This window comes from Corynebacterium tuscaniense DNF00037 (assembly GCF_000759055.1).
In the GTDB taxonomy this organism is placed as follows: Bacteria; Actinomycetota; Actinomycetes; order Mycobacteriales; family Mycobacteriaceae; genus Corynebacterium; species Corynebacterium tuscaniense.
The window spans coordinates 1-22,201 of the sequence record NZ_JRNG01000013.1 but is presented as its reverse complement, the minus strand read 5'-3'; the positions used below and the strand labels follow the sequence as shown (position 1 = coordinate 22,201).

The 22,201-nt window shown below is 60.0% G+C and carries 20 protein-coding genes and 1 pseudogene; 18 read left to right on the top strand and 3 right to left on the bottom strand.

Going from position 1 to position 22,201, the window contains the following annotated elements; genetic code table 11:
* Window positions 1–9 precede the first annotated feature (9 nt).
* Window positions 10–1,674 (top strand): formate--tetrahydrofolate ligase, encoded by a 1,665-nt coding sequence (locus HMPREF2129_RS03665; RefSeq protein WP_034663307.1) that lies wholly within the window; start codon window positions 10–12, stop codon window positions 1,672–1,674.
* On the opposite strand, the gene HMPREF2129_RS03660 is transcribed toward HMPREF2129_RS03665, so the two are convergent.
* Complete coding sequence (locus HMPREF2129_RS03660) at window positions 1,671–2,513, bottom strand: RecB family exonuclease (RefSeq protein ID WP_034663306.1); 843 nt, start codon at window positions 2,511–2,513, stop codon at window positions 1,671–1,673. The two genes, HMPREF2129_RS03665 and HMPREF2129_RS03660, sit on opposite strands and share 4 nt — an antisense overlap.
* Before the next feature lie 15 nt (window positions 2,514–2,528).
* On the opposite strand from HMPREF2129_RS03660, the gene HMPREF2129_RS03655 reads away from it, so the two are divergent.
* From HMPREF2129_RS03655 to arc, 3 genes are read left to right on the top strand one after another with little or no spacing between them, the layout of a single operon-like run.
* A complete protein-coding gene (locus tag HMPREF2129_RS03655) occupies window positions 2,529–3,740 on the top strand; it encodes a M18 family aminopeptidase (protein WP_034663304.1) in 1,212 nt (403 codons plus the stop codon).
* Between the two features lie 35 nt (window positions 3,741–3,775).
* On the top strand, window positions 3,776–4,609 hold the full coding sequence (locus HMPREF2129_RS03650) for a tRNA (adenine-N1)-methyltransferase (RefSeq protein ID WP_034663300.1): 834 nt from the start codon (window positions 3,776–3,778) through the stop codon (window positions 4,607–4,609).
* A gap of 23 nt (window positions 4,610–4,632) precedes the next feature.
* A complete protein-coding gene (arc, locus tag HMPREF2129_RS03645) occupies window positions 4,633–6,132 on the top strand; it encodes a proteasome ATPase (RefSeq protein ID WP_034663297.1) in 1,500 nt (499 codons plus the stop codon).
* 27 nt (window positions 6,133–6,159) lie between these two features.
* On the opposite strand, the gene HMPREF2129_RS10970 is transcribed toward arc, so the two are convergent.
* Entirely contained in the window at window positions 6,160–6,297 is a 138-nt protein-coding gene (locus tag HMPREF2129_RS10970) for a hypothetical protein (RefSeq protein WP_156959231.1), read from the bottom strand.
* A 32-nt stretch (window positions 6,298–6,329) separates the two neighbouring features.
* Window positions 6,330–7,724: a MocR-like pyridoxine biosynthesis transcription factor PdxR gene (pdxR, locus tag HMPREF2129_RS03640; protein ID WP_034663294.1), complete on the bottom strand. Its 1,395-nt coding sequence runs from the start codon at window positions 7,722–7,724 to the stop codon at window positions 6,330–6,332.
* Window positions 7,725–7,791: 67 nt separating this feature from the next.
* On the opposite strand from pdxR, the gene pdxS reads away from it, so the two are divergent.
* From pdxS to HMPREF2129_RS03570, 14 genes and pseudogenes are all read left to right on the top strand, one after another.
* Window positions 7,792–8,682 carry a pyridoxal 5'-phosphate synthase lyase subunit PdxS gene (gene pdxS / locus HMPREF2129_RS03635; protein WP_034663433.1) on the top strand — a complete coding sequence of 297 codons (891 nt, stop codon included), beginning with the start codon at window positions 7,792–7,794 and terminating at the stop codon, window positions 8,680–8,682.
* 57 nt (window positions 8,683–8,739) lie between these two features.
* Window positions 8,740–10,242, top strand: a complete 1,503-nt coding sequence (gene dop, locus HMPREF2129_RS03630; protein ID WP_034663292.1) for a depupylase/deamidase Dop — start codon at window positions 8,740–8,742, stop codon at window positions 10,240–10,242.
* Between the two features lie 10 nt (window positions 10,243–10,252).
* On the top strand, window positions 10,253–10,435 hold the full coding sequence (locus HMPREF2129_RS03625; RefSeq protein WP_034663289.1) for a ubiquitin-like protein Pup: 183 nt from the start codon (window positions 10,253–10,255) through the stop codon (window positions 10,433–10,435).
* Window positions 10,436–10,470: 35 nt separating this feature from the next.
* Window positions 10,471–11,862, top strand: coding sequence for a Pup--protein ligase (gene pafA, locus HMPREF2129_RS03620; protein ID WP_052092692.1), 1,392 nt, complete (start codon window positions 10,471–10,473; stop codon window positions 11,860–11,862).
* The gene (locus HMPREF2129_RS03615) at window positions 11,855–12,808 is read left to right on the top strand and encodes a helix-turn-helix transcriptional regulator (RefSeq protein ID WP_232218087.1); all 954 of its coding nucleotides are present in this window, start codon (window positions 11,855–11,857) and stop codon (window positions 12,806–12,808) included. Before pafA ends, HMPREF2129_RS03615 begins: the two co-directional genes overlap by 8 nt.
* A gap of 2 nt (window positions 12,809–12,810) precedes the next feature.
* Window positions 12,811–13,749 carry a helix-turn-helix transcriptional regulator gene (locus tag HMPREF2129_RS03610; RefSeq protein WP_034663282.1) on the top strand — a complete coding sequence of 313 codons (939 nt, stop codon included), beginning with the start codon at window positions 12,811–12,813 and terminating at the stop codon, window positions 13,747–13,749.
* 36 nt (window positions 13,750–13,785) lie between these two features.
* Complete coding sequence (gene tatA, locus HMPREF2129_RS03605; protein ID WP_034663280.1) at window positions 13,786–14,076, top strand: Sec-independent protein translocase subunit TatA; 291 nt, start codon at window positions 13,786–13,788, stop codon at window positions 14,074–14,076.
* Between the two features lie 3 nt (window positions 14,077–14,079).
* Complete coding sequence (gene tatC, locus HMPREF2129_RS03600; protein WP_456297610.1) at window positions 14,080–15,117, top strand: twin-arginine translocase subunit TatC; 1,038 nt, start codon at window positions 14,080–14,082, stop codon at window positions 15,115–15,117.
* A 24-nt stretch (window positions 15,118–15,141) separates the two neighbouring features.
* A complete protein-coding gene (locus HMPREF2129_RS03595; protein ID WP_034663274.1) occupies window positions 15,142–17,916 on the top strand; it encodes a DEAD/DEAH box helicase in 2,775 nt (924 codons plus the stop codon).
* Window positions 17,917–17,954: 38 nt separating this feature from the next.
* The gene (locus HMPREF2129_RS03590) at window positions 17,955–19,058 is read left to right on the top strand and encodes a M24 family metallopeptidase (protein WP_332248691.1); all 1,104 of its coding nucleotides are present in this window, start codon (window positions 17,955–17,957) and stop codon (window positions 19,056–19,058) included.
* An 18-nt stretch (window positions 19,059–19,076) separates the two neighbouring features.
* Window positions 19,077–19,826, top strand: coding sequence for an SDR family oxidoreductase (locus tag HMPREF2129_RS03585; RefSeq protein ID WP_034663269.1), 750 nt, complete (start codon window positions 19,077–19,079; stop codon window positions 19,824–19,826).
* 167 nt (window positions 19,827–19,993) lie between these two features.
* Complete coding sequence (locus tag HMPREF2129_RS03580) at window positions 19,994–21,157, top strand: lipase family protein (protein ID WP_052092686.1); 1,164 nt, start codon at window positions 19,994–19,996, stop codon at window positions 21,155–21,157.
* A gap of 20 nt (window positions 21,158–21,177) precedes the next feature.
* The gene (locus HMPREF2129_RS03575; protein ID WP_034663266.1) at window positions 21,178–21,660 is read left to right on the top strand and encodes an FxsA family protein; all 483 of its coding nucleotides are present in this window, start codon (window positions 21,178–21,180) and stop codon (window positions 21,658–21,660) included.
* A pseudogene (locus tag HMPREF2129_RS03570) lies at window positions 21,660–22,201 on the top strand (apolipoprotein N-acyltransferase); the annotation flags it as partial. The gene HMPREF2129_RS03575 and the pseudogene HMPREF2129_RS03570, both read left to right, overlap by 1 nt.

The following is a 22,201-nucleotide window of genomic DNA, read 5'->3' as shown; positions in this document are numbered from 1 at the left end:
CTGGGGCATATGAGCCAACCGATGACTGACGTTGAAATTGCACAAGCCCACACACTTGAGCCGATCGCAGATATTGCTGCAAAAGCGGGGGTCCCCGAAGATGCTCTGATTCCTTACGGCGCTTCCATGGCCAAGGTGGATCTGCACCAGATTCAGGGGCATCCCCAAGGCAAGCTGGTGCTTGTCACTGGTGTTTCCCCAACCCCAGCAGGGGAGGGCAAGTCCACTGTGCTCATCGGACTGACCGATGCTTTAGCATCGCGCGGGCACAAGGTCACTGTAGCTTTGCGTGAGCCTTCTGTGGGCCCCGTCATGGGTATTAAAGGCGGCGCCGCTGGTGGCGGTTACTCGCAAGTGGTGCCGATGGAGAACATCAACCTTCACTTCACTGGTGATTTCCACGCGATTACCAGTGCTAATAACACGCTGGCTGCGATGATTGACAACCACATCCAGCAGGGCAATGAGCTGCGTATTGATGAACGGCGGATCACTTGGCAGCGCTGCCTCGATGTAAATGACCGCTCACTGCGCAATGTGATCACTGGCCTTGGTGGTCCGGGTAGCGGCCTGCCGGCAGAAACCGGATTTACCATTACCGCTGCCAGTGAGATCATGGCCATCCTTGGTTTGGCCACCGACCTGGAAGACTTGAAAGAGCGTCTGGCGCGCATCACCATCGGCTTCACCTATGACCTTAAGCCGGTGACCGCCGGGGAACTCAAGGCTGAGGGCGCTATGACGGCGCTTCTCAAAGATGCGATGAATCCTAACTTGGTTCAGACTCTCGGCGGCACACCAGCATTCATCCACGGTGGACCTTTTGCCAACATCGCGCACGGCTGTAGCACACTTGTGTCCACCCAAGCCGCTCGTTGTTGTGCGGACATTGTTCTGACTGAGGCCGGCTTCGGTTCGGATCTTGGTGCGGAGAAATTCTTTGACATCAAGGCTCGCTACGGGGACCTCGATGTGGCTGGTGCCGTCGTCGTGGCCACGATCCGATCCCTGAAGTACAACGGTGGTGTCGCACGCCAGGATCTCGAGCAGGAAAACCTCGATGCACTGCGCTCCGGTGTGGTTAACCTGGAACGTCACGTTGAAAATATTCGTAAATTCGGTGTCACACCCGTCGTGGCCCTCAACCGCTTCACGTCGGACACCGAGGCCGAAATGGAAGCGATGCGCGAATGGTCCTCCGACTTCGGCGTGGCTCTGGCGGTAGCTGATGTGTGGGCAAAGGGCGGTGAGGGGGCACTGGATCTTGCTGATGTGATGCTTGACAACCTCACCGAAAACACCTCGACGCAGCTCTACGACCCAGCAGATGGTATTGAGAATGCGATTGAGACCATCGCGAAAGAGATTTACCGCGCGGATGCGGTGCAGTACTCCGTCAACGCCCAGCGCAACCTGAAAACTCTGAAAGACAACGGTTGGGATACCTTGCCGGTGTGCATTTCCAAGACGCAGTACAGCTTCTCCGATGATCCGGCTCAGCTGGGTGCGCCGACCGGGCACACCCTGCATGTGCGCAAGCTCATCCCGCGCACGGGTGCGGGTTTCGTTGTGGCGCTCACCGGCGATGTGATGACCATGCCGGGTCTGCCCAAGGTGCCTGCCGCTAACAACATTGACGTAGACGGCGACGGCAAGATCAGCGGGCTGTTCTAAGCCCTGTCGCGATCATTCGTGACGGCATCCGCGGTGCTACCCGGCCAGCCTGGGTAGCTCGGCGGGGTGCCACCGAACTCGGGGCACAGTGACTGGAAGGCACACCAGTCGCAGAGCTTGGATTTCTTCGGGCGGAAGTTGCCGGATGTGCCGTCGGCTTCGATCTTGGCCCACAGGTCACCTAGATCGCGCTCGAAGTACTCGAGCTCTTCGCGGGAGGGCGCCAGGAACATGGAGTCCATCACCTTGAGGTACATCAGACGGAGTTGGTGGGGGATCGTGCCAAACAAGCGCCAATACACCAGCGCGTAGAACCGCATTTGGAACTGTGCCTCAGCGGAGAAACGCGGGGAGGGTTTCTTACCGGTTTTGTAGTCCACTACGCGCACCTCACCCGTCGGTGCGATATCCACGCGGTCAATGAACCCACGTACCGGCACGCCGTTGGGCAGTACGGTGTCCACGTACATTTCCTGCTCATGCGAATCGAATCCGAGCGGGTTTTCCATCTCAAAGTAGCCGCGTAGAAGCGTGCGCGCATCCACGAAAAGCTGGTGCTCATCCTCGATCGGTTCCGCCTGAGTGGAGTCCTTCTCCAACATCGCAGCCCACGAAGGCTTGATCTGCTTCACCGCCGCTGGGTACGTGCGCTGTTCACGGGGCCACGCGTGCATTTCCTCGAGCACAGCGTGAACGAGGTTGCCCTTGACCTGCGCCTCCGTCTTGGGCTCCGGAAGCCGATCAATGGCGCGGAGGCGATATTTCAGGGGGCACTGCTGATAGTCATTGGCACGGGACGGGGATAATGCGAGCGGTCGTGGAGTCATATTGCCCTTCATCCTAGAGTGGTGGGTATGCCAGTTGCTCACCAGATCAGCGCTTTCACTGAGTTCATCACCGCCAGCCCCAGCGCCTTCCACGCCGCCGCGAATACACGCGATGCGCTTGTCGCCGCAGGCTTCACCGAAGACACTGCTACCTCACCAGGAGGGCATGTGCTTATCGACGGCGGAGCCGTCATCGCCTGGTGGATCCCCGAGAACCCCAAGCCGGGCTTCCGCATCGTCGGCTCCCACACGGACTCGCCAGGATTGATGCTCAAACCCCAGCCGGACGTGGAGCGCGAAGGTGCCCGCCAAGTGGCGGTAGAAGTCTATGGTGGTCCGATCTTGTCCTCCTGGTTCGACCGGGAGTTGCGCTTCGCTGGCCGTGTCGCGTTGCTGGATGGTTCCACGCGCTTGGCCGATACTGGCCCGGTCGCGCGTGTACCGAACCTGGCCATTCACCTTTACCGTGGTGATGCGCCGGAGATCGACCGCCAAGTGCATACCCAGCCGATCATGATGGTGGATTCACCGATCATGGACATCGTGGCGGGGTCCGCTGGGGTAGCGGTGGATGAAATCGTGGCCCACGAGCTCATTAGTGCTGATGCACAGAAGCCTGAGGTCGTTGGGGACATGCTGGCGGCTGGGAGGTTGGACAATGTGTCGAGCCTGTGGGCGTCGATAAGCGCGCTTGTGCGTGCTGTGAAAGAGAAGCCGGAGCATGTGCTCGTGCTGGCTTCCTTTAATCATGAGGAGGTCGGCTCGGCCTCCGTGACTGGTGCGGGCGGGCCGCTGCTTGAACGCGTGCTCACCACGCTCGCGGAGAGTACGGGCCAGCCTCTTGACGTCTTCCGGCAGTCCACGATGATCTCCGCGGACGCGGCGCACGCGGTGCACCCAAACTATCCGGGCAAACATGATCCGACGCACCGTCCGCTGATGAACCGTGGACCGGTGCTGAAGATCAACGCGAACCAGCGATATGCCTCCGATGCGGTGACAGAAGCTGCGTGGATTCGTGCTGCGCGTGCTGCGGACGTGCCTGTGCAAACTTTCGTGGGGCGTAACTCTGTTCCGTGCGGATCTACGATCGGGCCGATTGCTTCCACACGCTTGGGCATTCCTACCGTGGACGTGGGCATTCCACTGTTGTCCATGCACTCTGCGCGTGAACTCGCCGGTGTGCAAGACCAACTATGGTTCGCTGATGCTCTTACGGCATACTTTGTTGGCGCATAAAGACCCCTGGATTAAACCCGAATACAAGGAGAACCATGTACTCCGGCCCCTTCCGCCCCGGCGATAAAGTGCAGCTGACTGACGCGAAGCGCCGTCACTTCACCATTGAGCTCGTGCCGGGCGCGAACTACCACACCCACAAGGGTGCGATTGCCCATGACGACATCATTGGTGCCGATGAAGGCTCAGTCGTGCGGTCCTCCATGGGGTCGGACTATCTGTGCTTCCGTCACCTGCTCGTGGATCACGTGTTGTCCATGCCACGTGGTGCCGCGGTGATTTATCCGAAGGATGCGGGCCAGATCCTCGTTGAGGGCGATATTTTCATGGGCGCTCGCGTGCTGGAAGCAGGCGCTGGGTCGGGTGCGCTGACCATGTCGCTCCTGCGTGCCGTGGGACCGCAAGGCCATGTTTTTTCCTACGAGATCCGCGATGACCACCTGCAGTTTGCGCGTGACAACGTGGAGGAATACTTCGGTGGGAAGCCGGAGTGGTGGACCCCGCGTTTGGGGGACTTTGGGGAGGTCACCAAGGAAGATCTTGGTGGCCCCGTTGACCGCGTGATCCTGGACATGGTGGAGCCCTGGCACTTCATTGAGACCGTGAAAAACGTGCTCATCCCCGGTGGCGTGTTCATGACGTACGTGGCCACCGTGCCGCAGCTGATGAACATCGTGGAGGGTATCCGCGCTGCTCAATGCTTCACCGAGCCGCGCTCCTGGGAAACCCTGCTGCGCGAGTGGAAGGTTGAGGGCCTGGCCACCCGCCCGGAGCACCGCATGAATGCGCATACCGCCTTTTTGGTGTGGACCCGCCGTTTGGCCGATGGTGTCACTCCGCCCCGGCCACAACGCAAGGCTCGCCGTTAAACCAAGGCGATAAGCTAAACAGCATGACCGATCCTGTAGCTGACCTCCGGGAACTGAAGATTCAGAACCAAGCCTTGGGCGCGCGCAATAAGCAGCTGGCTGAGCTGCTTAAGACATCGCGTGACAAGCTCAAGGATCTAGCAGCACAGGTGGAGGCACTTGGCGAACCGGCATCTACGTACGGGATTTACTTGGGCCCGGCACGTCGTGGCCAGGAAGCAGAGGTGTTCACCTCCGGGCGCCGGATGCGTTTGAAGGTGTCCCCGAACGTGGAGCCAGGATCGTTGCTCATCGGTGGCCTCGTCCGCTTGGGTGAAGGCTCCGTTGTGGTGGAAGCCTGCGGTTTCACTCGCGTGGGGCAGCTGGCTACTGTGTCGGAGAAGATCGGTTTTGACCGTGCGATTGTCTCCGACATGCAGGGCGCGGAGCAGGTGGTGCACCTGACGGAAAAGCTGCAGAAAACTGCCCGTGCCGGTGACACGGTGCTGCTCGACTACAAGTCCGGCTACGCATTTGAGCGCATCCCAAAAACGGAAGTCAACCAGCTCTCGCTCGAGGAAGTCCCCGATGTTACTTACGACGACATCGGTGGCTTGCACTCTCAGATTGAGACGATCCGTGATTCCGTGGAGTTACCATTTGCGCACCCGGATCTGTACAAGGCCTATGACCTCAAGCCGCCGAAAGGCGTGCTGCTGTATGGCCCGCCGGGGTGTGGCAAGACGCTTATTGCCAAGGCGGTAGCAAACTCGTTGTCCTCCCGCATCGGGGATGGTGGCAAGGCGCACTTTCTCAACGTCAAGGGCCCTGAGCTGTTGAACAAGTACGTCGGCGAAACAGAGCGCCGCATCCGCCTCATCTTCGAACGTGCCAGGGAACTCGCATCCGAAGGTCGCCCGGTAATCATCTTTTTCGATGAGATGGAATCCATCTTCCGCACCCGCGGCTCCGGTGTTTCCTCGGATATGGAAACAACCGTTGTGCCCCAGCTCCTCACGGAGATTGACGGCGTGGAGGATATCGCCAACGTCATCGTCATCGGTGCGACCAACCGCGAGGAACTTATCGATCCGGCCATCCTTCGCCCGGGCCGCCTAGACATCAAGATCCGCGTCGACAGGCCTGACCGCGCCGAAGCAAGGGATATCTTTGCGCGCTACCTCACCCAGGACGTCCCACACGACGGGAACGTCGACGAGCTCATTCAGGTGGCCGTGGATACGCTCTACGCACCGCGACCTTTCGTGAAGCTCACGCTTATCGACGGCTCCCAGGAAACCCTCCACTACTCCGACTTCGTCTCCGGCGCCATGATTGCGAACGTGGTGGACCGCGCGAAGAAGCTGGCCATCAAGGATGAGATTGCCGGGCAGGGATCTGGTGTGACGGCCGAGCACCTCCGTGCCGCTGTGCGCGCCGAGCAGGACGAAAGCGAGGACATGCCCAACGTGTCCAACCCGGACGAGTGGGCGCGTATTACTGGCCGCACCGGCAAACGCGTTGTGGCGGCAGAAGTGCTTTGACAGCTCAGGACCGCCCGGGACCGGATGTCAGTCCTCCAGCACCACGTTTCGTCTCACCCAGTCGACTATAAGGTCGGCTTCTGGTTCAGGGTTATCTCGTAGGATCTCCACGTCCCTGAGCGCGATGAGCCTACCCAGCTCTTTCTGTTGTGTCGGCGAGCTCATGATGCTCAATGTACCCCAATAGTGGGATGTGACTAGCTGCTGCTGGAGGGGGAAATGCAGAGTGTTTGAAGAGCAGCATCGAAATCCTGGTCGGACAAATGCGCGAAACTCATGATGATGCCCTCGGGCCGCTGTTCCTGCCCAGACCACAGGGACTCCAAGCGCCCGCATTCGATCCCTGCCGTCCGGAGGTCTGCGACGAACGCGTCGCGGTGGGCAGGGGAGACGAACGTCAATGCCAGGTCGACCCCGTTGGATTCCGCCATTTCCTTCACATGTGCGCCGCGGGCCTCGAGTACCGGAACCAGGTCAGCTTGGATGATCGCTCGCCGTTTGCTCAGCCTGTTCCGCACGGCCTTCGTGTTTCGGCGGACGTGTCCGTTCTGCAGCAGGTGCGCGACCGCTAATTGAGTCACAGCAGACACCGGCATGCCCAGGACCTTCCGCGTTTCGCGCACAGCTTCGGCGAAGGACGGGGGAGTGACAACGTAGCCGGCTGAAAGGTTACGGCTGAGTAATGTAGAGAAGGTTCCGAGGATGAAGACATCTGCCGCCGTGCTCAGCGCTGCCAGGGGTGGCTGTGGTGCGAGCCGATAGCGCAGCTCCGCGTTGAAGTCATCCTCGATAAGGACAGTGCCGGTCTCTGCTGCCCACGCGAGGAGTTCGGAGCGGCGTCCGGCAGGCATCGACGCTCCTAGGGGGTGTTGGTAGGCGGGGGTGACCAGTACAGCATCCAATTTTTGGGGCAAAAGGGCTACGTTCACGCCGGACTCGTCGACTGTGCACGGCACCGCTTCGTGTCCCACAGTCGGGAGAACGCGGCGCAGGCCGGGGTGGCCAGGGTCCTCGACTCCGACCCGCAACTGGCCGTGACGCTGCGCGAGGGTGAGTAGGATGAGCAGCAGGCCCTCACGTGAACCGCCGGTGATGACGATCTGGTCCTCACTCACGGTCAGGCCGCGGGCGAGGCGAAGATGTTCGGCGATCGCACGGCGCAGTTCAGGCTGTCCGACGGGGTCGATGACGATGTTTGGTTCCGCAGCAGCCTCCCGCCACGCTTGGCGCCATGCGGCGGGCCGGACCCCACCGGCATGTCCCGATGACGGCTTCAACGAAATGGTTTTTTGCGCCGGTTCAATCTTTGGTCGAAAAGTCAGTTCTTTCGCCGCACCTGGGATCCCGGCTGGCAGACCGGGGTGCACGTGCGTTGGGGACCCCTGCGATGCGAGCAGATAGCCTTCGCTAATGAGCTGGTCGTAAGCCGTGACCACACTCCCGCGCGAAATCCCCGCCAGTTTTGCCAACTCCCGTGTCGAGGGCACCTCGTCCCCTGGCTGCAGAGTCCCGTTAGTGATAGCCGTCCGGATGGCCGTGGCCACTTGCGCGGGGAGGGGGATGGGGAGGGCGCGGGAGACGTCGATAAGCATACTGGTCCAAAGAATCTAAATAGAACTGGCACTAGGAATCTACCAGTTGGTGGGTCAGACTGGCACCATGACTTTCACTACCAATCTCTCCAAAGCTGAACTGACCGATACCTTCAAGGGTGGCGTGATCATGGATGTGGTCACCCCTGAACAGGCAAAGATCGCCGCCGATGCTGGCGCGGTTGCCGTCATGGCGCTTGAGCGTGTGCCAGCTGACATTCGCGCTCAGGGTGGCGTTGCTCGTATGTCTGACCCGGACCTCATTGAGGGCATCCTGGCGGCCGTGGACATCCCGGTCATGGCAAAGGCGCGTATCGGTCACTCGGTGGAGGCCAAGATCCTGGAGCACCTTGGCGTGCACTACGTCGATGAGTCTGAGGTGCTCAGCCCGGCGGACTACGTCAACCACATTGATAAGCGCGGCTTCACCGTGCCGTTCGTGTGCGGTGCAACCAACCTAGGTGAAGCTCTTCGTCGCGTGAATGAGGGCGCAGCCATGATCCGCTCCAAGGGTGAGGCGGGTACCGGTGACGTGTCCGAGGCAACTAAGCACCTGCGCACCATCAAGGGCGAGATTGCCAAGTTGCAGTCCATCTGGAACTCCAACCGCGATGAGCTGTACGTGGCCGCCAAGGAACTGCAGGCGCCGTATGAGCTCGTTGCCTACGTGGCTGAGAATGGCAAGTTGCCGGTTCCGCTCTTTGTAGCTGGTGGCGTGGCCACCCCGGCTGACGCAGCGCTGATGATGGAACTCGGCGCGGACGGTGTGTTCGTTGGCTCCGGCATCTTCAAATCCGGCAACCCTGAGGCACGCGCTGCTGCTGTGGTGAAGGCAACGCAGAACTGGCAAGACATTGCCACCGTTGCGGAGGTTTCCCGTGGACTCGGTGAGGCCATGGTGGGCATCAACGTGGCTGACCTGCCGGCACCGCACCGTCTTGCGGAGCGCGGCTGGTAAATCGCAGCACTGTACTGGAGTCTCTGAACGTATCAGGGGCTATTAAGCTGAACACCCATGACGCGTTTCATGGGCACAGAGACCGAATACGGCATCACCACCCCCGCCCAGCCGGGTTTGAGTCCGATTGTCAGCTCCACCCACTTGGTGGTGGCGTATGCGGCGATGCACACGGCGGCTCGTGCCCGCTGGGATTACCAGGATGAACACCCGCTGAAGGATTCGCGCGGGTTTGACCTGAAGCGCTACCAAACGGTTCCCATCGTCGCGCCGGATGCGCTGGGTGTGGCCAATGTGGTCACTGAGAACGGGGCGCGATTCTACGTCGACCACGCGCACCCGGAGTACTCAAGCCCCGAGGTGTCCGATGCGTTCAGTGCGATGGTCTATGACGCAGCCGGCGACATCGTTCTGGGCCAAGCAGCCGCGCGCGTGAAAGAGCTCTACGAAGAAGGAGTCTCCGTCCTTCATGGGCACGATCCGTGCCCACCGGTGAAGCTGTACAAGAACAACGTTGACGGCAAGGGCGCATCCTACGGCTCGCACGAGAATTACCAGTACTCGCGTTCAACGCCGTTCGATGCGATCACGCAGGGCCTTATCCCGTTCTTTGTTACCCGCCAGATCTTCACCGGCGCGGGCCGCATGGGTTTGGGGGAAGCCGGGGAGGAGGATGGTTTTCAGATCTCCCAGCGTGCAGATTATTTCTTCCAGGAGGTCTCGCTGGAAACCACTCTTAACCGCGGCATCATCAACACCCGCGATGAGCCCCACGCAGATGCCACGCAATTTGGGCGCCTCCACGTCATCGTGGGCGATGCGAACATGTCGCAGTACGCGAATCTGCTCAAGCTCGGCACCACGAAACTCGTGCTTGATGCGATTGAACAGGGCGTTGACTTCAGCGATCTGCGCCTTAAGGACCCGGTCGCAGAACTCAAGGCAGTCTCGCGGGACTTGAACTTCACGCACGAATTGACGCTTATCGACGGCTCATCCACCACCGCCATCGCCCTCCAGCGGGCGTATCGGGATCATGTGGTGGCGGAAACGGACGCGGATAAGCAAGTGCATGCCTTGTGGGGCGAGATCCTCGATGATCTGGAGCGTGACCCACTGAGCACAGCGGATCGTCTTGATTGGGTGGCGAAGTACACGCTCATCAATGGGTTCATCCAACGCGGAGTGGGCTTGGGCGATGCGAAGTTGAAGGCAGTGGACTTGCAGTACGCGGACATTGATCCGCAGACCTCGCTGTATCACGCACTCGTGCGGGCCGGCCGGATGCGCACGCTGGTGAGCGCTGAGGAGATCGCGCATGCTGCGGCGAATCCGCCGGAGGATTCCCGCGCCTACTTGCGCGGACGTGTGGCAGCGAAGTTTGGTGCGGACGTGCTGTCTTCCAGCTGGCAGACCATTCAATTTGATACGACACAGGGGCCACGGACGATCTCCATTGCTGCGGTGGACAAATTCACGAAGGATGACGTGGCACGCATTTTGGACACGGCCGATACGGCAGATGAGATTGTCGCTGCCCTCGGCACACAGGCGAAGTAGGGTAGAGAACATGGCTCAAGAGCACATTACGAAGCATTCCGGAGGATCTGAGGACGACGGCGACGCACAGGACGCCGGCCAGGTCACTGTCAACACCGCCGGTACCGACGATCTGTTGGATGAGATTGATTCGCTACTGGACAACAACGCTGAGGAATTTGTGCGTTCTTACGTGCAAAAAGGTGGCCAGTAGTGGCTGATCATCCCGTTGTCTACCCACGCCGCATCATGGGTGTGGAAACCGAGTTTGGGATCACCGCTATGCGCGATGGCTCCGCGGTTCTCGGGCCCGAGGAAATCGCGCGTTACCTGTTCAAACCCGTCGTGGCCCAGTACAAAAGCACGAATGTCTTTACAGATAATGCCGCGCGGTTGTACCTCGACGTCGGTGCGCACCCGGAGTACGCCACCGCTGAATGCGACTCGCTGACCCAGCTACTCAACCACGACAAGGCTGGTGAGCTGCTGTTCAACGATCTGGCTGCCCAAGCGGAGGAGACTCTGGCGAATGAGGGCATCGGTGGAGATGTCTACATGCTCAAGAACAATGTGGACTCCGCCGGCAACTCCTACGGCACGCACGAGAACTACCTGATCAGCCGTGGGTTGTCGCTGAAACACTTTGGCAAGCGCCTGCTGCCGTTTTTGATCACGCGCCAGTTGTTGTGCGGCGCGGGAATGATCAAGAACGGCCAGTTTGTTATTTCCCAGCGCGCCGATCAGGTGTGGGAGGGAGTGTCCTCAGCGACGACACGTACACGCCCCATCATCAATACCCGTGATGAACCACATGGAGATTCTCGCCGATTCCGGCGCATGCACGTCATCGTGGGGGATTCCAACATGGCTGAGCCATCTTTTGCGCTCAAGGTGGGTTCCACACAGCTGGTCATTGAAATGCTCGAGGCCGATTGGGATATTCCGGCTTTCGACGTCGCTGAGCCGATCAAGCACATCAAGGAGATCGCTGCCGATCCCACCGGGCAAACACCGTTGGTGCTCAAAGATGGCTCCACGGTGACTGCGCTGGAGGTTCAGCGAGGCGTGTACGAGGCAGCAACCCGCTGGTTGGAGCAACGCCCCGATGAAGGCACGCCGGTTGAGGAGCTGCGCCGTGTCCTTGAGTTGTGGGGGCGGGTACTCACGGCCGTCGAAAAGCAAGACTTTGAGCCGGTGAGCACTGAGATTGACTGGGTGATCAAACGCAACCTTCTGGAGCGCTACCGTGCTCGTTTGGGCGGGGATTGGTCCCACCCGAAGCTGGCGCAGATTGATTTGGCCTACCACGACATCAACCGTGAGCGCGGGCTGTTCTACTTGCTGGAGCGCAAAGGCTTGGTCAAGCGGTGGACAACCGATCAAGCGATCGCGGCCGCCGCGCACACCGCCCCGGAAACAACCCGTGCGCATCTGCGCGCGCTCTTCCTCAAGGAGGCGCGTGCGCTCGGTGCCCACCACACCGTGGACTGGGTTCACCTCAAGGTTGATCGTCCTGTGCCGCAGACAGTGGACCTGCAGGATCCATTCGCCGTGACGGATGCCCGCGTGGATGATTTGCTGGAATACATGCGTGAGCATGCGGATGAACTCGACGCGCCACTAGGGGGAATCCGTGGCTAAACCCTCCAACATTGTGCACCCGAATGCGGATGCCGCCATTCAGCGGCTGACCAACCTCACTTTCGCGCTTCTGGGTTCTCATCGCCCACGCGAGTACGAGTGGGTACGCAACAATGTTGAAGGGTATGAGAACCGAACCGACGTGGCCTTCAAGCGCCTCATCGCACGTGACGTTGTGTCGTTGAAGCGCGCTGGAGTGCCCGCACGTGCGGAAAACGGCCTGGTGTGGGTGAACAAGGACGCGTACGAGCTGCCGCCGATTTCCTTCACCGATGAAGAGGCATTCGTCCTGGGTCTTGCTGGAGACCTTGGTAAACAGGGGAGCCTCGGCGCTTTCGCACGTTCCGGTTGGACGAAGATCGCTGCTGCGGGCGCCACGCGCACGTTCGATGAGGTGCCTATTGCCGCGCTCGACAACGATATTTCGCGTCTGGATACAGACATTGTGGCGGCGGTCACTGCCTGTGCCCGTGCCAAAACCAGAATGCGTTTCGATTACAAGCCCTCACCCACGGCGGATGTGCAAGCGCGGACGATGGATCCATGGGGGATCGTTGCACTGAACAACCGCGCATACGTCGTGGGCTATGACGTTGAGCGCCAAGCGCCGCGGAGTTTCCGTGCGGTCCGGGTCTCCAACATCCGCAAGGTTCAGGCCCACGAGTTCATTGCGGCGGACAAGCCGCTGCAACAAGTGGTTGAAGAATCGCTGCGTGGCCCAGTGGTCGATGCAGTGGTGAGCATCGACCCTGGCACGTGCACCGAATTGGTGGCAGCCGGTGATCTGCGTGCTGATGGAGCCCTGGTGTTCACAGCGGTTGAACGAGATTGGCTCGTGCGCACCGTGGCCAGTTACGCCCCACATGCGGTGGTGCAGGAGCCAGTGGATGTTCGTGAGAGCGTGATTGGGCTGCTGCGAGCAGCAGCCCAAGGTGGGGAGGAGTAGTGATGAAGAAAGACAGTCCAGAGAAAATCACTCACCTCGTTCGTACACTCAACCTCCTGCCGTACCTGCACAAGCACCCGAATGCGACGCCGATGGAGATTGCCCGCGACCTCGGATACTCGCACACGGACGTGATGGAAGATTTTCAGCGTCTCATGCTGTCCGGTGTGGGCAAGCGCCCTGAGGAACTGATCGACCTGGCACCGGAGTGGACTGGCGTCACGGTCATCGATGACCAGGGAATGAATGCACCTTTACGCCTGACTCCCACGGAGGCGAATGCGTTGCTGCTGACCCTTGAGTCGCTGGAGACAATGCCGGGGCTCATCGATCACTCGGCGGTGACCTCGGCAGCACAGAAGATCCGCGATGTTATGAGTGATGCTGGTGTCTCGGATGCGCAGCACCCCGATACCCCCGGCGCACTGGGGACGATCTCCGAAGCATTAGCTCAGCGCCGGATGTTGCGTCTGAACTACTATTCGGCCACATCAGACACAACGCGCTTCCGCGAAGTTGCTCCGGTGGGAATCTTCCACCGCGATGGCAACACCTACCTTTCAGCGGTCGAAGAGGGCACTGCGAAAACCTTCCGTGTCGATCGTATTAAAGAAGCAGTGCTTATCGACGATCCCGTGCCCGCCTCCTCCACCCTCGGCTCACCCATATACGACGCCACCGATCCTTTTGGTTTCGGTGACGCGAAAGTAGCTACGCTTCGTATCCACCCGGAAGCAACCTGGCTGGCAGATTTCTGGCAGATCGAGCTGCACGAGGAGCGTGATCGTGGTTGGGTCGTGGCCTCAATGCCGTACGGCAGCGACGATTGGCTGGTGCGTTTTTGTCTTAGCCAGGCCGATCGTGTGGCGGTCACCGAGCCAACGCATATCGCTGAGAAACTCGCCGGTCGTGGAAAAGCTGGCCTTGAGCGTTATGCTTGACGGGATAGTTCGCCCCACTGTGTGAAAGGAAATCCGATGCCAAATCTCGGCCCCATGGAGATCCTCCTAATCATCTTTGTCATTCTCCTCCTGTTCGGCTCTGCGAAGTTGCCGGACTTGGCTCGCTCCGTTGGTCGTTCCGCACGCATCTTCAAGTCTGAGGTCAAGGAGATGCAGAACGACGAGGTGCAAACCAACCAGAATCAGGCTCCGGCACAGCCCCGTGAGATCACCAGTGGGAACTCCGGCAGCACGGCTGCCCAGTCTTCTGCTGAGCAAGGCTTCTGGGATCGTCCGGAAAACCAGCGGAACAACCCGGCTAATTAATCCGTGACATCTCCATCCACCGCGTCCCCGCAGAAAAAGTGGCGGCGGAGGCGGAATAACCCCGAGGGATCTATGTCCCTCGTTGAGCACTTGCAGGAGCTGCGTCGCCGGGTGCTGATCTCCTTGTTCGCCGTTGTGGCGGGCACCGTGCTCGGGTTCATTTGGTACCAGTGGGCGCCCGGCAACATCTTGCCCCTGGGAGAAATCATCCGCCGGCCGTACTGTTCGCTGCCGGTGGAGTTGCGCGCTGACCTCACCTCGGACGGCTCATGTCGCCTTATTGCAACCTCGCCGTTTGAGATGTTCATGCTGCGCCTGAAGGTTGGCTTCCTCGCGGGGCTCGTGGTTTCCTCGCCAGTGTGGCTGCTGCAAATCTGGGGCTTTATCACTCCAGGCTTGCTGAAGAATGAGCGCCGGTGGACACTCTCCTTCGTTACTTGCGCGGTGACACTCTTTGTCGCTGGTGCCGTGCTTGCTTACTTCATTGTTGACCAGGGGCTCTACGTGCTCATGTCCATCGGTCGTGAGTACCAGGTGGGTGCGCTCTCAGGTGGCGAGTACTACAAGTTTGTTCTAGCACTCATTGTCATCTTTGGCGTGAGCTTCGAGGTGCCCCTGCTCATCATCATGCTCAACCTTGCTGGGTTTTTGCAGTACGAGCAGGTGCAGGACAAGCGCCGCATCATCATCGTTATCCTCTTCATCTTCGCGGCGTTCATGACACCAGGCCAGGACCCGTTCTCCATGATCGTGCTGGCACTCTCACTGTGCTTCCTGGTGGAAATGGCCTTCCAGTTCTGCCGCATCCATGACAAGCGTCGTTCCAAGAAGAACGAGTGGGGCGATCTGGCGGACGATGAAGCATCCGGGCCGATTGCCGCGCCAACACCCGTGGGTGCAGCAACCTCGGTCGGCGGACCGTCGGGGCCGGTTCGCGCTTCCTCGGCACCGCAGGCACCTACACCGGTCCCACCTCCTGCGCGACCACAGGACATCAATAACGCAACGGACACCCCCGGCTACTTCGACGACGTTCTCTAGCCACTACCACGTAGGGTGGAGGGCATGGAATCTGGCCCATTTTCTTCGCATCTTGACGAGTTTCGTGCCACCAAGAGCTTCCCCCTCGACGATTTTCAGGTGGAGGCCTGCCAAGCAGTAGAAGATGATCGTGGGGTGCTCGTGTGCGCCCCGACGGGCTCGGGCAAAACCGTTGTCGGTGAATTCGCAGTTTCTTTGGCCCTCTCAAGAGGGACAAAGTGTTTTTACACCACGCCGATTAAGGCGCTGAGCAACCAGAAGTACCACGACCTCGTCGATGAGCATGGCGAAGATGCAGTGGGTCTTCTCACCGGCGATACAAGCATCAACGGCAATGCTGAGATCGTGATCATGACCACGGAAGTCTTGCGCAACATGATCTATGCCGAATCGCCGGCGCTTGATCGTCTTTCGCACGTGGTGATGGATGAGATCCACTACCTGGCGGACCGCGACAGGGGAGCGGTGTGGGAAGAGATCATCCTGAACCTCGATGAATCCGTTCGCATCATTGGTTTGTCCGCCACGGTGTCCAACTCGGAGGAATTCGGCGAATGGTTGGGTGAGGTCCGTGGTGATACAGCCGTGATCGTCTCGGAGAAGCGCCCCGTGCCGCTCAATCAGTTCATGATGGTGCAACGCAAGATCCTCCCGCTGTTTGAACCAGGCACCGACGGGCAGGTGAACAAGGATCTAGAGCGCACCATTGAGCGCTTGGAATCCGGCGCTGCCAACGAAGGGCGCGATGATTTCCGTGAGGGGCGCGGTTTCCGTTCCCGTTCCGGTGGTGGTGGCCGCAGTGGTTACCAGCGACCACAGGATCGTGTCCGCCCTGTTGGGAGGCCGGAGGTCGTGGAGTCCCTCAAAGGCCGGGACATGCTGCCTGCCATCGTGTTCATCTTCTCCCGCGCGGGTTGTGACGGCGCTCTTTTCCAATGCCTGCGCTCGCGTAAGGAACTGACCACTCCGGAGGAAGCAGAACTGATCAAGCAAATTACGGATGAAGGAGTCGAGGGAATCCCGGAAGAGGACCTTGAGGTTCTCAACTTCCGCCAGCTGCGCACAGCGTGGTCAAGGGGTTTCGCCGCGCACCATGCGGGGTTGTTGCCGGCGTTTAAACACATCGTCGAAAAGCTTTTCGTGCAGGGGCTCGTGCGTGTTGTCTTTGCCACGGAGACCTTGGCGCTGGGTATCAACATGCCAGCGCGCACCGTGGTCTTGGAGAAGCTGGTCAAATTCAACGGCGATGCACACGTTGATCTGACACCCGGCCAGTACACGCAGCTCACCGGTCGTGCGGGCCGTCGTGGCATTGACACGATTGGTAACGCGGTGGTGCAGTGGTCGCCCGCGATGGACCCGCGTGCGGTGGCTGGGCTTGCTTCGACGCGCACGTACCCGCTCATCTCGCTGTTCACGCCGGGCTACAACATGGCCATCAACATGCTGCAGATGAACGGCTTTGAAGCATCGATCCGGCTGATTGAGAAATCGTTCGCGCAGTTCCAGACTGACCGCAGTGTCGTCGGTGAAGTCCGCAACATCGAACGGAAGAGGAACAAGATCGAGTCACTCCGCACCACACTCAACGCGGAGATCGCAGAGCTCGGTTTCGATGAAAGCGATGATTATGCAGCCGAGCTCGTCGGGTACACCCGCTTGCGGCGCGATCTTTCCGAGGAGGAGAAGCGTTCCAAGAAGAACTCCTTGACAGAGCGCAACAAGGAGGTTCAACGCGTGCTCGGGCGCCTTCAGATTGGTGATGTCATCGCATTACCGTCGAAGCGCCGTCCAGAGCTCGCCGCCGTGGTTGCGCCTGCTGGACGGAAAGACGATCCGCGGCCGTGGATCACCACGGAACGGGGCTGGTCCGGCCGTATTGATGCCGCGGCCTTTGCTAACGCACCGGTTGTCGTCGGCTCGATCAAGGTGCCACGCGATATCGCGCACAAGCCACGCAAACACACCCGCAAGGTTGTCCAAGAGCTCAACCGCGGTCGCTTCAAGGCGCCGAAGAAGCTGAAAACGCAGGCACGCGTGCGACCGTCGAAACGCATGCTTGAGCTTCGCGACGCAATCCGCAGCCACCCCGTCCACTCCTGGCCCCCAGCGGAACGTGAGCGGTTGGCCCGGATTGGTGAGGAGATCGTGCGCGAAGAATGCGCTTTGGCTGCAACCCAAACGAATGTGAACGCGCAGACCGATACCTTGGGCAAGACCTTTGAGCGCATCATTGGGCTGCTCACTGAGATGGATTATGTGGAGATCATCGATGGCGAGCCAACCGTCACCGAGGAGGGCGAGCGCCTCGCGCGCATCCACAACGTGTCCGACTTGCTGGTCGCGCAGTGCCTCAAACGCGGGATCTGGGATGAGCTCGACCCGGCGGAACTCGCTGGCGTGGCCTCCATGTGCGTGTTTGAGAACCGCAAGACAACCGGTGGGTACCCGGAGGCTGCGACCGACCGCATGGCGGATGCCATGAACGCGACCAACCGGATCCACGGGGAGCTGACCAGTGATGAGCAGCGCCACCGTCTGCCACTGACCAATATTCCGGACCCCAGCTTTGCCTTGTCCATCCACCAGTGGTGCGCGGGCGCGCCTTTGGGCTACGCGCTGGCGGCAGCCGCGGAATCGGGTGCGGAGCTCACCCCGGGTGATTTTGTCCGATGGTGCCGCCAAGTCATCGATCTATTGGAGCAGATCGTGCGCACCGGCTACTCCGAGGAGATCAAGCAGAATGCCCGCAAGGCAGTCGACGCGATTCGTCGTGGCGTGGTTGCTATTGGCAACTAACGTGCCCTTCAACGCGTCAGCGTTTTACGATGGCGGGCATGATGCTTGATACCTACGCCCGCCGGATAGGCACCCTTCAGAAACGCATTGCTGATTCAGGTCTCAGCGGTGCCATCATCGGTGCCGGCGCGGAGCTCGCGTATCTCACCGGCTCGTGGTCCACCTCCCACGAGAGGCTTACTGCTTTGGTCGTGCCACCCGTGGGCTATGCCCGACTCTTCGCGCCGGCGACTGATGCGTCCGCTGTGGCGGAGGTAGGTGACATCCCCGGTGTCGTGGTGGAGACCTGGCGCGATGGCAACGAACCATACGATCGCATCGCTGATGTGCTTGCGGATCGCCCGGTGGCATTGGGTTCTTCGCTCACTGCTGATCATGTACTGCGTTTGCAGATGGCGGGGGAGATAGGGGAGACGGTTCTTGCCAATGATGTGCTGAGCGATGTCTTCGCGGTGAAAGAACCAGAGGAAATCGCCGAGCTGGAAAAGGCTGCGCATGCTATCGACGCGGTTCATGCTGCCGTGCCGGACCTCCTCGTCGCGGGGAGCACCGAACGTGACGTGGCCGACGAGATTGCACAGCTCATTCTGAAGGAACACGCCACTGTCGACTTTGTCATCGTCGGCTCCGGCCCCAACGGTGCCAACCCGCACCATGACTTCTCTGATCGGGTGCTGCAGTCGGGTGAGCCCGTGGTGGTGGACATCGGTGGTTCTCTGGCCAGTGGCTACCATTCCGATTGCACGCGTACCTACGCGGTGGAGTCCATGCCAGACCGTGCTGTCCTCGCGGCCTATGAGGAGCTGCGGGCAGCGCAGTTGGAAGCATTATCGACGGCACGTCCCGGCATGACCGCTGGTGAACTAGATGCAGTGGCGCGTGGACGCATTAACCAGGCGGGCTATGGCGTTAATTTCTCGCACCGTCTTGGACACGGCATCGGATTGGCCCTCCACGAGCCGCCTTTCCTTGTCAGTGGCAGCGACACGGTCCTGCAAGAAGGAATGGTCTTTTCCATCGAGCCGGGCATCTACGTCGACGGCCAGTGGGGCATGCGCATTGAGGACATCGTGGTACTTGAGGCAAATGGCGCCCGCCCATTGAACCTGGCGCCGAAAAACCTACTCGGTGAAAGTCACTGATCCATATAATCGGCAGGCATGACACACCACGCCAGCCCACACGACGGAACGGTTCTCCTCCTCGGCGCCACCAGTGACATCGGGGGCGAGATTGCCGTCCGGATGTGTGCTGGCCGAAAAGTCGTGCTGGCGGGGAGGAACCCGGAAGGGTTCGCGGACGTCGAAAAGCGACTGCGTGAGGCTGGTGCCACCGATGTTCGGGCACTGACTTTTGAAGCGACGGACCTTGCCTCGCATCGCAGTGTTGTGGAAGAAGCCGGCGCAGGCGGACCCATCACCACGGCAATTGTGGCCTTTGGAATCTTGGGCGATCAGGAACGCGCTGAGCACGATGAAACGCACGCGGCGGAGATCGCCACCATTGATTACGTCGCACAAGTGAGTATGCTCACTGTGCTTACGGATGTCATGGCGGCAGGCGAGATTTTCGCTTTCTCTTCCATCGCCGGCTGGCGGGCACGGCGCGCGAACTACGTGTACGGCTCGACGAAAGCTGGGCTCGATGCTTTCTGCCAGGGGTTGGCCGATCGGTTGCATGGTGGGCCCTTGAAGCTGATTACGGCACGGCCGGGCTTTGTCATCGGCTCGATGACCGAGGGCATGAAGCCCGCGCCCATGTCCGTGACACCGGATCAAGTGGCTGATGCTGTGGTTGGCGCGGTGCGGAAGGAAGGCAGCCGTACGGTGTGGATTCCGCGACAACTGCAGGTCTTGGCGTGGATCATGCGGTGTGTGCCGCGGCCTATCTGGCGCCACATGCCACGTTAAACCCAAGGTTAAAGGAGCCAACGATGTCGACGAAGAAGAACCGCGTTATTCGCCGCACTGTAATCGCGGGCGCTCTGGGGGCTGTTGCCGCAGTTGTTGCCGTGGGATGCAGGCAGACACGAAAATCAGGGACGCACGGGTTGTACATCCGTACGCTTTTACCGCTTATGTTGGACTTTCTAACTCCCCGGCGGAACCCGGAAGCACCCGACATTAACCCGCAGTGGCTAGCGGGTCAGACCAACGGCGAGCTCATCCGCGCTGATGAGGTTCGCGTGATGGGCCTCAACTCGTCTATGAACTCGGGTACCGCATGGCGCATCGAATACTCGACGACGGATGCGGAGGGCCGTCCGCTGCTGGCTACCGGTCTGGTGATTCGCTCGAATAATCCCTGGGAGGGCAGTGGTCCGCGCCCCGTCATCGCACATGCACCAGGCACGCAAGGCACGGCACCGCACTGTGACCCCTCACACTCGCTGTCGGTATTCACGTCGATCAAGCTGCCACGCGATATCATTTCGGCCTACGAGCAGCCCGCGATCAACATGTTCGTGGCTGCGGGGTGCCACGTGGTGGTGACGGACTATCCACGTGATCCGGAATCAGGGAGACAACTGTACTGCAATCACGTCGCTGGGGCGCATGCGCTTTATGACGCGGTGCGGGCTGCACACCATCTCAGCGTGGGGAGTGAGTCCCTGGGACTCTTCGGTTTTTCCCAAGGCGGCGGCACGGTCGCAGCTGCTGTGGAGGAGCCGGAGTACGCCGGGGAAATTCAACCGAAGGCTGCGGTGTGTGGAGCCCCGCCGTCTGACTTTGACGCGATCCTGGATCACGTTGAGTCAGAGACGGCCTCGTTCGTTCTGCCCTACGCACTCGATGGGTTAATGGCCACGGACCCAAAGATCGAAGCGGAGCTTGCTCCACTGCTGACGGACACGGCGCAGGAACTCCTAGAGCTGGCCCGGAAACGTTGCGTACTGGGGGCCATGCCACATTCAGCACGCCAGGACACGTCGAGCTGGATCGTCGATAAGCGCTCATTGTCTGAGGTGATCGACTCGTTGCCTGCTACCCGTAAAGCGTTGGACAACATGCGATTGGGTTCACGTCGGCCACGTGTGCACACGCGCCTGTGGGCAAGTGTTCACGATGACATCATCCCGTATGCCTCCACGAAAAAGCTTGCCGACGAATGGGGGATTGACTTGCTGACACGCCGGTTGTTCCCGCTGTTGCGTTTCGACGTGGGCAAGCACCTCATCCCGTTTTTCATCTGGATGCACGATGATGTGACGTGGTTGATCGGCCAGCTCCAAAAGAGTTAGTCTGCGGTAGTGTTCACCGCATGCCCTATTTTGCTATCTACGTCCTGATAGAAGCGCTTGCATTCTGGGGAGTGAGCAAGCTCGTCGGTGTGGGTTGGGCGCTCGCTGGTCTGTTCATCCTGATGGCGTTCGGTGCAGTGGCAGCCAGTCTGGCTCTGCGTTCTGAGGTCGAGCGTGCGTCGATGGGGAGCACAAGCATGGGCCAATTTGCCGGCGGCACGGCACTCGTTGCGGCCGGTTTGGGGCTATCCGTTGTGCCAGGCTATATCTCGTCAATGTGCGGTGTCTTGCTTGTTTTCCGCCCGACCCGTGAGCTGATTCGTGCGTTGCTCGCTCGTAGCTGGCAGAAGAAGATTGAGGATTTCGGGGTGAAGTTCTACAGCTCTTCGCCTATGAGCGGGTATTCACCCACGTATGGATCGTTCATTGACCACGACGAGATTGAGCAGTGGTCCCAGGACGCTCGCCCCGAGGACTTCGGGGAAGCGGGGGATACGCGCTAATGGACCGTCCTATGGTGATCGCTTGCTTGCGTGTTGTCCTCGCGGGGCTCGCCGGGGGGCTTACGTATTTTTCCTTTGAACCGCATGGGCACTCCTTCGCGGGTATTGCTGGAATCGCTTTGTTGTGGGCTGCCCTTCAGCCCTGGGGCAAGGCGTCAGGGCCCAGTGTGAAACTCGGTGCGTTGAGCGGCTTTGTCTATGCACTGTGCTTGTACCTCCCGCTTCTGCCGTGGGTGGGCGAATTCGTTGGTGTGCTGCCGTGGGTGGCATTGTCGATTTTTTGCGCGCTGTACTCGATTGTCACCGGTATATTCGGCACACTGCTTGGGCGCATGAAATACGGGTTCATCGCATTCCCCTTTGTGTACGTGGCGGTGGAATACGCGTTGTCTTCCTTCCCCTTTGGCGGCTTTTCATGGGTGCGATTGGCGTGGGGGCAAATCAATGGACCACTGGCTAACCTGGCGTGGATCGGTGGGCCAGCCCTGATCACTTGCGCGGAAGTTCTCGTGGCCAGTGCCCTTGCCACCGGGGTCCTCGT

Excerpts from the sequence above, each read along its gene's own strand:
- HMPREF2129_RS03665 (WP_034663307.1), top strand. The coding sequence starts at position 10 with ATGAGCCAACCGATGACTGACGTTGAAATTGCACAAGCCCACACACTT.
- HMPREF2129_RS03660 (WP_034663306.1), bottom strand. The coding sequence starts at position 2,513 with ATGAAGGGCAATATGACTCCACGACCGCTCGCATTATCCCCGTCCCGT.
- HMPREF2129_RS03655 (WP_034663304.1), top strand. The coding sequence starts at position 2,529 with ATGCCAGTTGCTCACCAGATCAGCGCTTTCACTGAGTTCATCACCGCC.
- HMPREF2129_RS03650 (WP_034663300.1), top strand. The coding sequence starts at position 3,776 with ATGTACTCCGGCCCCTTCCGCCCCGGCGATAAAGTGCAGCTGACTGAC.
- arc (WP_034663297.1), top strand. The coding sequence starts at position 4,633 with ATGACCGATCCTGTAGCTGACCTCCGGGAACTGAAGATTCAGAACCAA.
- HMPREF2129_RS10970 (WP_156959231.1), bottom strand. The coding sequence starts at position 6,297 with ATGAGCTCGCCGACACAACAGAAAGAGCTGGGTAGGCTCATCGCGCTC.
- pdxR (WP_034663294.1), bottom strand. The coding sequence starts at position 7,724 with ATGCTTATCGACGTCTCCCGCGCCCTCCCCATCCCCCTCCCCGCGCAA.
- pdxS (WP_034663433.1), top strand. The coding sequence starts at position 7,792 with ATGACTTTCACTACCAATCTCTCCAAAGCTGAACTGACCGATACCTTC.
- dop (WP_034663292.1), top strand. The coding sequence starts at position 8,740 with ATGACGCGTTTCATGGGCACAGAGACCGAATACGGCATCACCACCCCC.
- HMPREF2129_RS03625 (WP_034663289.1), top strand. The coding sequence starts at position 10,253 with ATGGCTCAAGAGCACATTACGAAGCATTCCGGAGGATCTGAGGACGAC.
- pafA (WP_052092692.1), top strand. The coding sequence starts at position 10,471 with ATGGGTGTGGAAACCGAGTTTGGGATCACCGCTATGCGCGATGGCTCC.
- HMPREF2129_RS03610 (WP_034663282.1), top strand. The coding sequence starts at position 12,811 with ATGAAGAAAGACAGTCCAGAGAAAATCACTCACCTCGTTCGTACACTC.
- tatA (WP_034663280.1), top strand. The coding sequence starts at position 13,786 with ATGCCAAATCTCGGCCCCATGGAGATCCTCCTAATCATCTTTGTCATT.
- HMPREF2129_RS03595 (WP_034663274.1), top strand. The coding sequence starts at position 15,142 with ATGGAATCTGGCCCATTTTCTTCGCATCTTGACGAGTTTCGTGCCACC.
- HMPREF2129_RS03590 (WP_332248691.1), top strand. The coding sequence starts at position 17,955 with ATGATGCTTGATACCTACGCCCGCCGGATAGGCACCCTTCAGAAACGC.
- HMPREF2129_RS03585 (WP_034663269.1), top strand. The coding sequence starts at position 19,077 with ATGACACACCACGCCAGCCCACACGACGGAACGGTTCTCCTCCTCGGC.
- HMPREF2129_RS03580 (WP_052092686.1), top strand. The coding sequence starts at position 19,994 with ATGTTGGACTTTCTAACTCCCCGGCGGAACCCGGAAGCACCCGACATT.
- HMPREF2129_RS03575 (WP_034663266.1), top strand. The coding sequence starts at position 21,178 with ATGCCCTATTTTGCTATCTACGTCCTGATAGAAGCGCTTGCATTCTGG.